Source organism: Arthrobacter sp. 10T413_2 (assembly GCF_056394205.1).
The window spans coordinates 1-9,655 of the sequence record NZ_JBFTHK010000161.1 but is presented as its reverse complement, the minus strand read 5'-3'; the positions used below and the strand labels follow the sequence as shown (position 1 = coordinate 9,655).

The 9,655-nt window shown below is 68.6% G+C and carries 10 protein-coding genes; 4 read left to right on the top strand and 6 right to left on the bottom strand.

Features of this window, described 5'->3' with window-relative positions:
* The first annotated feature begins 43 nt into the window (after positions 1-43).
* Positions 44-1,456, top strand: a complete 1,413-nt coding sequence (locus AC1DBQ_RS18780; RefSeq protein ID WP_476929948.1) for a GntT/GntP/DsdX family permease — start codon at positions 44-46, stop codon at positions 1,454-1,456.
* Positions 1,457-1,566: 110 nt separating this feature from the next.
* Here AC1DBQ_RS18780 and AC1DBQ_RS18775 read toward each other — a convergent pair whose 3' ends face one another.
* From AC1DBQ_RS18775 to AC1DBQ_RS18760, 4 genes are all read right to left on the bottom strand, one after another.
* Complete coding sequence (locus AC1DBQ_RS18775) at positions 1,567-2,451, bottom strand: anti-sigma factor (RefSeq protein WP_476929947.1); 885 nt, start codon at positions 2,449-2,451, stop codon at positions 1,567-1,569.
* Between the two features lie 10 nt (positions 2,452-2,461).
* Complete coding sequence (gene sigK, locus AC1DBQ_RS18770; RefSeq protein WP_476929946.1) at positions 2,462-3,067, bottom strand: ECF RNA polymerase sigma factor SigK; 606 nt, start codon at positions 3,065-3,067, stop codon at positions 2,462-2,464.
* A gap of 335 nt (positions 3,068-3,402) precedes the next feature.
* Positions 3,403-3,870, bottom strand: a complete 468-nt coding sequence (locus AC1DBQ_RS18765; RefSeq protein ID WP_116766917.1) for a tRNA (cytidine(34)-2'-O)-methyltransferase — start codon at positions 3,868-3,870, stop codon at positions 3,403-3,405.
* 22 nt (positions 3,871-3,892) lie between these two features.
* Positions 3,893-4,879 carry a J domain-containing protein gene (locus tag AC1DBQ_RS18760; RefSeq protein WP_476929945.1) on the bottom strand — a complete coding sequence of 329 codons (987 nt, stop codon included), beginning with the start codon at positions 4,877-4,879 and terminating at the stop codon, positions 3,893-3,895.
* Between AC1DBQ_RS18760 and AC1DBQ_RS18755 the strand changes: the two genes are divergently transcribed.
* Positions 4,856-5,509, top strand: coding sequence for a hypothetical protein (locus tag AC1DBQ_RS18755; RefSeq protein WP_476929944.1), 654 nt, complete (start codon positions 4,856-4,858; stop codon positions 5,507-5,509). The two genes, AC1DBQ_RS18760 and AC1DBQ_RS18755, sit on opposite strands and share 24 nt — an antisense overlap.
* Before the next feature lie 17 nt (positions 5,510-5,526).
* Here the strand turns inward: AC1DBQ_RS18755 and AC1DBQ_RS18750 are convergent, their stop codons facing one another.
* Positions 5,527-5,958, bottom strand: a complete 432-nt coding sequence (locus tag AC1DBQ_RS18750; RefSeq protein ID WP_476929943.1) for a hypothetical protein — start codon at positions 5,956-5,958, stop codon at positions 5,527-5,529.
* A 91-nt stretch (positions 5,959-6,049) separates the two neighbouring features.
* Here AC1DBQ_RS18750 and AC1DBQ_RS18745 point away from each other — a divergent pair, with 91 nt between their 5' ends.
* Both AC1DBQ_RS18745 and AC1DBQ_RS18740 read left to right on the top strand, forming a co-directional pair.
* Positions 6,050-6,820: a helix-turn-helix domain-containing protein gene (locus AC1DBQ_RS18745; protein WP_476929942.1), complete on the top strand. Its 771-nt coding sequence runs from the start codon at positions 6,050-6,052 to the stop codon at positions 6,818-6,820.
* Positions 6,821-6,860: 40 nt separating this feature from the next.
* Complete coding sequence (locus tag AC1DBQ_RS18740; protein ID WP_476929941.1) at positions 6,861-8,090, top strand: cysteine desulfurase family protein; 1,230 nt, start codon at positions 6,861-6,863, stop codon at positions 8,088-8,090.
* 7 nt (positions 8,091-8,097) lie between these two features.
* On the opposite strand, the gene AC1DBQ_RS18735 is transcribed toward AC1DBQ_RS18740, so the two are convergent.
* The gene (locus tag AC1DBQ_RS18735) at positions 8,098-9,336 is read right to left on the bottom strand and encodes an NAD(P)/FAD-dependent oxidoreductase (RefSeq protein ID WP_476929940.1); all 1,239 of its coding nucleotides are present in this window, start codon (positions 9,334-9,336) and stop codon (positions 8,098-8,100) included.
* Between the last annotated feature and the right edge of the window lie 319 nt (positions 9,337-9,655).

The following is a 9,655-nucleotide window of genomic DNA, read 5'->3' as shown; positions in this document are numbered from 1 at the left end:
GCCCTGAGCCTTCCCGCGTTCCGCAGCCGACCAAGGAATTTTTGTGAAATCTCTKATAGCAACGCAGCTTCCGGCTGCCGTCGAGGCCGGGACCGGCATCGACACCCAACTACTGATCGTCGCCGGTCTGGGCATCGCCCTGATCGTGGTACTGATCGCCAAGTTCAAATTCCACCCCTTCCTGGCCCTGGTGCTGGGCTCCGGTTTCGTGGGCCTCGCCGCCGGCGTGGRCCCGGCCAAGGTGATCGCCAACTTCGAAGACGGCGTGGGCGGTGTCCTGAAGGAAGTCGGCCTGCTGATCGCGCTCGGCGCGATGCTCGGCAAACTGCTCGCCGACTCCGGCGGCGCCAACCGGGTGGTMGACACCCTCCTGGCCAAGGCCACCKGCAACAAGCTGGTCTGGATGATCACACTCGTGGCCGTGATCATCGGCCTGCCGATGTTCTTCKAGATCGGTCTCGTCCTGCTGCTGCCCGTGATCGTCCTGGTCACCCAGCGCTCGAAGATGCCGCTCATGCGCATCGCCATTCCGGCGCTGGCCGGCCTGTCCGTGCTGCACGGCCTGGTGCCGCCGCACCCGGGGCCGCTGATCGCGATCAGTGCCGTCAAAGCTGAACTGGGCACCACCCTGGCCCTTGGCATCCTCGTCGCCATCCCCACGGTGATCATCTGTGGTCCGCTCTTCTCCCGACTGGCAGCCCGGTGGGTGCCCGTGGGCGCCCCCGCCGTCGCGGGCGGCATCGACACCGTGCACGGCGYGGACATGGAAGGCGTCAAGCGCCCGCCGAGCTTCCTGGTCACGTTGCTGACCATCATCTTCCCCGTGGTGCTCATGCTGCTCAAGGCCGTCATGGACATCATCTGGCCTGACCCCAAGACCGCCCCGGCCATCCGAACGTTCTTCGACTTCGTCGGACAGCCGCTCGTCGCAATGACGCTTGCCGTCCTGCTGGCCATGGTGACCTTCGGCTACGCCGTCGGGCTCAACGGCAGCAAGATCACAAGCAGGATCAGTGCGAGCCTCGGCCCCATCGCCGGGATCCTCTTGATCGTCGGCGCCGGTGGCGGCTTCAAACAGACGCTGATCGGTGCGGGCGTGGGTGACTCTGTGAAGGCTTGGGCCGAGGGGACCAACATGTCCGTCCTCGTGCTCGGCTACATCGTGGCCGTCGCCCTCCGCCTGGCGACGGGCTCGGCCACGGTCGCTACCGTGACGGCCGCCGGGATCGTGGCACCGCTCGCCAGTTCGCTGCCACCGACCCACGCCGCACTGCTGGCCCTCGCCATCGGTGCAGGATCGCTGTTCTTCTCGCACGTGAACGACGCCGGCTTCTGGCTCGTCAAGGAGCTGTTCGGGCTGACCGTGGGCCARACGTTCAAGACCTGGTCCGTCATGGAGACTCTGATCTCCGTGGTGAGCTTCGGCCTGATCATGCTGCTCTCGCTCGTCATCTAGCCGCGTCTGAATCCAGCTGCGCTGGACGCAGGAAGCCGCCCGGGCCCTGGCTCCTTCTACCGAAGGTGCCACGGCCCGGGCGGCTTCTTATTTMCTGCTGGATTGTCCTGCTACGCGCCCAGCGGTGCGGCGGCGACGGTCGGCAGGGTCGGCGACGCGGACCCGCCCGCGGGTTCCACGGTGATGCCAAGGGCCGCGGCGGAGCCAATGCCCTTGACGACGGCCGGCTTGGACAAGGCTTCGGCATCCATGAGGCCCTGGGACACCGGGGCCGAGCCGTCCTTGGGGATCAGCCACATCTGGTACACCTTGCCCGCCGGGGGAGCCGGAACGCCGTTCATCTTGATAACGGCGGCGTCCTTGGACGGCGAAATCGACAGGGTGGCGGTGCCGCCTCCGTTGACGTCAACAGTGGCCTGCCGGACGTCGCTGGCCTGCATCACCTGGTTCAGCGGGTCGTTTTGGTTCGCCACATACGCGCTGACGCCCACACCGCCCAGGGCGATGACGGCCGCGGCGGCGACCCCGACAAGCCAGTTCCGCATGCCCTGCGGGCGGCGGCGTTCCTMCCTGCGCTTGCGGGCGGCGCCGAGCTCGTCAGTGACCGGAAGTTCGGTGGCGTCGCGTACCGGGTGCGGCACCACAGGCGTCAATTGCGGCTCCGAACCGGCGCGTGGCACGACGGCGGGGGACTGCCCTGCCGCCTGCGCCGGCAAAGAGGACATGATCCGCTCCAGCAGCCCGGCCGGAGGCTCCTCCTCCGCGGTGAAGCTGGTGGCCAGGGTCTCCCGGGCCTGCCGGACGCGCTCGTTGAAGGCATCCCGGTCCGCGGCCGGTGCGGAGGCGAGGAAATGCTCGATCTCGGCACGTTCGGCGCCGTCGACGGCGTTGAGGGCATAGACCTCGGCAAGATCCGCGACGCGGCCGGACGCCAGGTCGGTGGCGATGTGCTCCGTGAAGCCGCCGGGGAGGCGGTTGTGGTCATGTGCATTCATGTCGGTCAATTCAGCTCACCCCCAGGCAGGTCTTCAGTCGGATGAGTCCATCGCGGATGCGGGACTTGATGGTGGGAACCGCGGCATTCAGCCGCTCGGCGACTTCCCGGTAGGTGAGGCCGCCGTAGTAGGCCAGGCGCACGGACTCCTGCTGCGTATCGGTGAGGGTCTCCAGGCACCGGACCACCGCCTCGGCCTCCAGCCGGCTGCCGACCTCGTCCGAGACGGAATCGTGCTCGATCTCCTGGCTGCTGGCACCATACTTGGCTTCGCGGTCCGTGGCGGACTGGGAAGACCGCACCTTGTCCACGGCGCGGCGGTGCGAGATGGTCATGAGCCAGGCGAGCGGGCTGCCGGCGGCGGCATTGAACTTGGCGGCGTTCTGCCAAACCTGAAGGAAGACTTCCTGCGTGGTGTCCTCGCTGAGCTCGGCGTCGATCAGGACCCGGCGTGCCATGCCGAATACCCGCCGGGAGGTGAGGCCGTAAAATTCCGCGAAAGCTGCCTGATCGCCTTGGGCAATCAGTTCCAGCAGACTGMCGAGCCGGCTGTTGATGTCGGCGGAAGTGCCGGCGGGGGCGGCGGCMTCGGGGTTCGGGGCGTTCGGAGTTTCCATCACCCCCAAGCATAAGGCGCCAGCCGCAGTGCGCGGGCCAGTACGGTCAGCCTGCGGCTCGCGGGCCGCCGTTGCCTCGTGGGCAGGGCGCCGCTCCAGATGTGTTGTTCTCACCGGCCGCTCCTCGCTCCCTTCGGTTGTCCCGCCACKATGTGCTGTGGCGATCGCTCGCGCGGCCGCCTCCAGAACCGCTTCGGCCTTCAGGAGGGATTCGGCGCAGCCGGAAGCCCGGATGGGCGGAACCTGCGGGATTCTTCGTGCGGGGGCTCCCGGTGAGGTTCCCTGCGGGTCGGCCGCCGGCCCTGACCGGCCCGCGGCCGGTCGGAAGAGATCCGTTACAGCTTGGCCCCGGCGAACCCGTTTTGGCGCCACGCCTCATAGACGGCGATGGATGCCGCGTTGGCAAGGTTCAGTGACCGCAGGGCCGGCAGCATCGGCAGGCGGACACGCGACGTCACATGGGGACTGTGCTTGAGTTCCTCAGGCAGGCCCACGGATTCAGGGCCAAACAGCAGGACGTCCCCCGCGCGGTAACGGATGTCTGTATAGGTGGTTTCGCCGTCGGACGTGAAGGCAAACACCCGCTCAGGCTTCAGCGCCGCCCAAGCCGCCTCGATGTCCGGGTGCACTGTCACCACGGCGAGGTCATGGTAGTCCAGGCCGGCGCGCCGGAGCTTGGCATCGGAAAAATCAAAGCCCAAGGGCTCCACCAGATGCAGTTCGGCGCCCGTGATGGCTGCCAGCCGGATGGCGTTTCCCGTATTGCCGGGGATTTCGGGGGTGTGGAAGAGGATGCGGAACACCGTCCCATCCTAGCGAGCCGGGCTAGTGCATTCCGCGCAGCAGCCGGGCCAGCACGGGAACGTTGACGGTGTTGGGCGCCGGRCCCGAACTGAGGAACTGCTTCAGGCCGCGGGCCAGGCCTGYGGCGTTGACCACMTCAACCAGCCCCGAGCTCTCCCCATAGCCGCCGCCCTGGCCGCCGGGCGCACGGCGGTGCCGGTCAATGACCGGCTGGTGCAGATTGCCGTCCGTGCTGTGGATGACAATCCAGCCGGTGACATTGAGCTCGGGGAAAATGTCCTGCATCCGGCGCACAACGTGGGCCAGCTGGGGCGGGGCCACGGACCGTCCGCCATGTGTCAATGTGCTGCCGTTCCACGCATAGGCGCCGGGCGGCAGCAGCATGGAACCGATGATTGCGAGCCGGTAGCCGGCCAGGAGCGCGTGGTCGATGTGGCTGCTATCCGCAGGAGACTGCAGTCCGTTGACMAGACGCGCCGACGGAATGGCGGTCAGTACCTGCCGGCTGATGAGCTGMACCGTGCGCATCTCCCGCTGAATCCGGGCCTCGGCCCCGAAGATCCCGCGTTTGCGGGGCATCCMGTGGACCTGCTGCCGTGCCACGTCCGCGGGAATCAGCGACACCGCGGTGCCGTCGCCCAACTGGTCGAAGKGCGGAACATAGACGGGCGCGTCCGCCGCGGTATTCCGGGGCGTGTTGGGGCGGCGCACATTGGCCGAAGCCCTGCTGCCCGCGGCCGGGGCATCGAAGTGGGCGCCCTCGTCGTCGGCGGCCGTCGAGTAGGGCCCGCCCGGGCCGCTGCCGTAGGAGCGGTCGTAGTCTGCGCGGCGCTTTGCGTCGATGAGGGTCTCGTAGGCKAGGGTGACGCGCCGGAACGCTGCGGGATCGCCGCCGTGGTCCGGGTGGGCGAGCCGGGCGGCCCTGCGGTACGCGACCTTGATCTCCTTGTCCGTCGCCGTCACGGGGATCCTGAGGACCTGGTAATGCGAGCTGCTGCCCTGCGTCAAACAGAAATCCTTTTCATTGATGGTGCCGGCGGTGAAGACGCCGGACCGTTCGCGGACGCCCGACGTGGCCAGTTTAACCGGCTGGAGGAACAACGAGCGCGTGTACCGGGATGGTTCCCGGCGGCTGGCATAATTCAGCGCGTTCTTATCGCCCTCGCCGTCAATCCCCGTGCAGCCTTTGGCCGTGCGCGGCATGCCGGGAAGGACGCCGCGGCGCACTTCCGCGCGGCCGGGGCGGATGTCCTGCTGCTGTGCGAGGACAGCTATGCCGGACTGGCCCGGGCCGTTGACCGGGCGCTGGGCCTGCCGCGGCACAACCTGCCGGCGGCCTGCGAGCGGGTGCTGGAGTCCCTGGCCGGCGGCGGGATGAGGATCACCCCGGGAGCCGTCCTCGACGACGGGCTCCTGGACCTGTTCATTGTCAGCCGCGTGTCCCGGACCGGCCTGCTGGCCGTGTTCCCCAAGGTGTTTTCCGGCCGGCACGTGGACCACCCCGCCGTGCACCTGCGCCGGGTCCGGAAGGTGGAACTCACCGCCGGCAACGTCGTGGCCTACGCCGACGGCGAGCRGATTGGCGCGCTTCCCCTGACCATCGAGGTGGTTCCGCGCGCCGTCCGCGTCCTGGCGTAGGGCCGTTGCGCAGCGGCCTACACGGTAGCTGTGGCCTTTGAGGCCTTGCGCGGGGACAGCCTGTTCAGCGCCAGGGYGGCCACGAGCAGCCCGAAGTCACGCAGTGCGACGTCGTAGAAGCTGCCGAGGACGATCAGGTTGATGATGATGCCCAGCAGCCAGACAGCCACGACGGCCGATCCCAGGCGGGGGCGCAGCGCCACCAGCACGCCGGCGAGGATTTCGACCCCGCCCACGATGTACATGATGGTCTGGGCCGGCAGGGGGACCACAGAGGTCGCCACGGGGGCCAGGTACATGGTCCAGTCGGTCAGCAGGTTCGTGAATTTGTCCAGGCCGAACAGGATCGGCGCAACCGTAAAGACGGTCCGCAACAACAGGAAGGCCTGGCGATGCGGGTCCGCCTTAAGCTGCTGTGCCGGAGTGGCGAGTGTTGGGGAGGCTTTCATGGCATATTCCTTCTAAAGTTGGATATTCCGATTTTAGAACGCTGCGAACTGATTAAGCAATGATTCTTGTTTTTAGAGATATCCTTGCCTCATGACCAAACTTGCGTGGAGCCGCCGACTTGCGGCGGTCGCGTCGCTGGGGGATGAGAACCGCAGAAGGCTGTTCGACTTCGTCGCCGCGGCGCCGGACGCCGTGGGCCGGGACGATGCCGCGAAGGCCCTGGGCCTGGCCAGGAGCACCGCCTCGTTCCATCTGGACCGGCTCGTCAACGACGGGCTGCTGATCGCGGAGTTTCGCAAGCTCGGAGGACGGGAGGGCCCCGGTTCCGGCCGGCCCGCGAAGTTGTACCGTACCGCCGTGGACGAAGTGGCAGCTTCGGTCCCCGACCGCCACTATGACCTCGCCGCGGAGCTGTTGGTTTCCGCKGTCGAAGCTGCAATACACGACGGCGGATCGCCCCGGGATGCGCTGCTCGCAGCCGCCCGGGCCAGGGGAAAGTCAGCCGGCGAAGCGGCAGTTCGCGCCGCGGACCGCGCGGCGGACGGGGCCGGCGCCGCGGGGGAGCCGGAAACCGCCGGCGGCGCCGGCAGTGCCGCCCCGTTCGCGGACTTCCTGGCGGGGCAAGGCTACTGCCCCGCGGACGACGGCGGCGGGGGCCTGCTGCTGTTGAACTGCCCGTTCCATCGCCTGGCCGCCGGCCACGCGGACGTGGTCTGCGCCATGAACGGGGCCTTCCTCGCCGGGGCTTCCGCGGCACTGGGAATCGACCCGGGTCGTGTGGAGGCGCTCGCCATCGAAGACCTCAGGGCGCAGGGGGCCGCGCGGCCGGGCCAGTGCTGCGCCCGGGTCCTGCCATCGTGACACCCCGGGTGCGGCGCCCGGCCGCGGGTAGAATTGGCGTGTGCCCGTATATCTGGATCATGCCGCCACCACGTCCCTTGCCCCGGAGGCTCTGGCGGCACTGACGCGCGAACTGTCCCGGACCGGCAACCCCTCGTCGCTGCACGGCTCTGGCCGGCGGGCGCGTCGTGTCGTGGAGGACGCACGCGAGGCGCTCGCCGCCGCGGCAGGGGCCCACCCCTCCGAAGTCATCTTCACCTCCGGCGGCACGGAAGCGGACAACCTGGCGGTGAAGGGGCTCTACTGGGCCCGTCGCGCCCAGGACCCCGCGCGTACGCGCATCCTGTGCTCCGGCGTCGAGCACCATGCTGTCCTGGACGCGGTGGAATGGCTGGAGCGGCACGAAGGGGCCGACGTCTGCTGGCTGCCCGTCAACGCTGACGGCGTCGTCGAACTGGCCGCGCTGGAGGCGGAACTGTCCCGCGATCCGGCATCGATCGCCGTGGTGACCGTCATGTGGGCMAACAACGAGGTCGGMACCGTACAGCCGATCGCCGAAATCGTGGAGCTGGCACACCGTGCCGGCGTCCCGGTGCACTCCGACGCCGTCCAGGCCTTTGGTTCGGTCTCCGTCGATTTCCGCGGCACGGGCCTGGATGCCATGTCCATCTCCGGGCACAAGATCGGCGGCCCCGTGGGCGTCGGGGCGCTGCTTCTGGGCCGGGCGGTCAAACTGACGCCGGTCCAGCATGGCGGCGGACAGGAGCGCGACGTGCGGTCMGGCACCCTGGACACCGCCTCGATCGCCGCCTTCGCCGCGGCCGCCGAAGCAGCTGTTGGCCGGCTCGCCCAGGAATCCGCACGGATCGCGGCTCTGCGGGACCGGCTGATCGAGGGAGTCCGCGACGCCGTCCCCGAGGCCGTGCTGCGCGGCGCCCCGGGCCCCGGGCGGCTGCCCGGCAATGCCCACTTCACGTTCCCCGGCTGCGAGGGCGACTCGCTACTGTTCCTCCTGGACCTGGCCGGCGTCGAATCCTCCACCGGCTCGGCCTGCACCGCGGGCGTTCCGAGACCGTCCCATGTCCTGCTGGCCATGGGCCTGGACGAGGATACGGCGCGGGGCGCACAGCGCTTCACCTTAGGCCATTCCTCCACCGACGCCGACGTCGATGCCCTGCTCGCCGCGCTGCCGGGCGCCTACGCGCGGGCACGCCAGGCCGGCATGGCCGGGCATGAGTCCAGCATCCAGACTGCGGGCACCGTGGCGCGTCAGGYGTCCGGCAGGAGCTGAACGGGAGCTAGTCCAGGAGTTGGTCCAGCGGCACTGAGGAATCCGCAAGGAGGGCAGGACTGACGGCGGCGCGTGCGCCGATGAGCGCMTTGATCGCCTTTTGCGGCTTGGCGGCGCGGGGCCAGTTGACGTTCATCCCGGCGACCACCTGCCCCTCGCGCTGCCAGAAGGCCATGAACGACTTCTCCGCAAGCGAGCCGCGGATCACCGGAGGCCCGGCAACGAGCGACGGGAAGCCCGAATACTCCATGCTGACGTCGTACTGGTCCGTGTAGAAGTACGGGACCGTGTCCAGCACGGCATCAAAGCCGAGCATGGCCTGCGCGGCGACCTTGCCGCCGTTGAGGGCGTTGGACCAGTGCTCGCTGCGGTGGTGCTCGCCGGTGAACGGGTGCAGGGCATTGGCAACGTCCCCGGCGGCGAAAATCCCCGCCGTCCACGTGCGCAGCGAGGCGTCCGTGAGGATGCCGTTGCGGACTGCGATGCCGGCAGCCTCGGCCAGCCCCGTTTCCGGAACCACCCCCACGGCAATGACCACAAGATCTGCCGGGAGAACCTCGCCGGTGTCGGTACGGACGCCGGTGACCCGCCCGGAGGTGCCCGTGATTTCTGCTGCCGAGGCCGGCAGCAGGAACCGCACGCCGTTGGCCTCATGCAGCGAGCGGAAGAAGCCGCCCAGTTCGGGGCCGATCKCCGCGGCCAGCGGAACCTCTTCGAGGCCCAGCAGGGTGACCGCGTTGCCGTAGCTGCTCGCGGCCGCGGCCAGTTCCATCCCGATCCAGCCCGAGCCGACCATCACCACGTTCCGGCCGCCTTCGGCGAGCGCGGCGCGCAGGCGGCGGCTGTCTTCCACCRTGCGGAAGGTGCTGACCCCGGAGAGCCCGCTGCCCGCCAGGGGGATGCTGCGCGGGCGTGCCCCGGTCGCGAGTAGCAGGGAGGCGTAGCCCAGCCGCGTGCCGTCGCCCAGAACCACGGTCCTGCCGGCCGGGTCCAGGCCCGTGACCCGGGTGCCGAGCCGAAGCTCGACGTCGTTCGCGCCGTACCAGTCATCCGGAACCACCGGCAGGGCGTCCTCGCCGGACTTGGCCAGCAGGTAGTCCTTGGACAGCGGCGGCCGCAAGTATGGCGGGTGGGATTCCGCGGCAAGTACCGCGATCCGCCCGGAGAAGCCCTCCGTGCGCAGAGTTTTGGCGGCGGTGGCGCCCGCCAGGCCGCCGCCCACGATCACGATGTCGTCATTGGCCATGATCCGCTCGATTCCGCTGTGCCGGTTTTGATCCGGGGTGAATACGGTCTGAATCTGTTGTGAAAGGCCTGCCGATCCGGACGGCGGGGGTTCGGCACGATGTCCGGCTCAACGATCTAAAATCACTTCTCTTGACTTTAGATTCGCKAGCGAAGGCTGGTCAAGGGGTTCCTGTTGCCTCATTGCAATACCTCCGGGAAGAGTGATTCGTTGCCTCATTTGAAAACCTCCGGGAAGGTCAGGCGTTCCAGGCCCGGTTGACGGGTTTGGGAGGCGCGGTTTTCTTGGCCAGTGCCAGGGTTTCCAGTTCCCGGGTCAG